Source organism: Leptolyngbya sp. BC1307 (assembly GCF_002286735.1).
GTDB lineage: Bacteria > Cyanobacteriota > Cyanobacteriia > Phormidesmidales > Phormidesmidaceae > Phormidesmis.
In genome coordinates, this window is sequence record NZ_NRTA01000173.1 from 1 (window position 1) to 882 (window position 882).

The following is an 882-nucleotide window of genomic DNA, read 5'->3' on the forward strand; positions in this document are numbered from 1 at the left end:
CGAGGCTTTGATGCCATCTTTGCACAGACCTTCGAGGACAATGCGCCCTTAAACGCGGTGCTCAAGCAGTTTACCAACCACAAGGCAGAACTCCTGCGCGTCCTGGAGATGCCAGCGCTGCCTTTGCATACCAATGCCGCTGAATCTGATATTCGCGAGATGGTCACTCGTCGTAAGATTAGTGGCACCACTCGCCATGACTTGGGCAGGCAGGCGCGTGACACCTTTGTCGGCCTCAAAAAAACCTGTCGCAAGCTGGGCTTTTCGTTCTGGCAATATTTGACCTCCAGGCTCAAACACGATGACACTGTTCCCTTGTTGCCTGATGTCATTAGACAAAGAGCGGCTCAGGCAACGGCTCAGGCCCTGCCTGCTGAGTCGGCTTGTTTTGTTGCAAGCTAAAACAAGCTTGCCTTCTACCAGCGGTTATTGAGCTATTGCGACTTTTCAGCCAATTCGGATATTCGTGGACCCGGTCGGCCCAGAGTCTGGGGTTCTGACATAAAACTCAGAGAGCTATTTGCCCCGATGGATGCCTGCTCTCAAGCAGCCGTTTGGCTCTATGGTCAACGTCAAACCGTGTACTATCAGTGCTTTAAATTCTATTGGGACAGTCCTGATGAATTAGTGTTGTTCGTGCTCACGCAACTGCCCAATGGCAAACAGATTATTTTGCTCTCTAGTGACACCACACTCACCGGAGCGCAAGTGATTGAAGCCTATGGCTGGCGGTTCAAAATTGAGGTCAGCTTTCGCTCATTAGTTCAGTTGCTTGGGGGCTTTGACTATCGCTTCTGGTTGCGCTCTATGACCAGAGCCTCTGGCTGGCCCAAGAATCTTATCTTGGCTGACTTCGATGCCGATTTCCAGGCAAAGGTTGCC

1 protein-coding gene and 1 pseudogene are annotated in these 882 nt (G+C 51.5%); both read left to right on the forward strand.

Annotated features, from left to right (window positions below):
* A partial coding sequence (locus CKL79_RS22630; RefSeq protein WP_240518737.1) for a transposase occupies positions 1–402 on the forward strand: 402 nt, incomplete at its 5' end.
* Between the two features lie 126 nt (positions 403–528).
* Positions 529–882, forward strand: a pseudogene (locus CKL79_RS22635) (hypothetical protein); the annotation flags it as partial.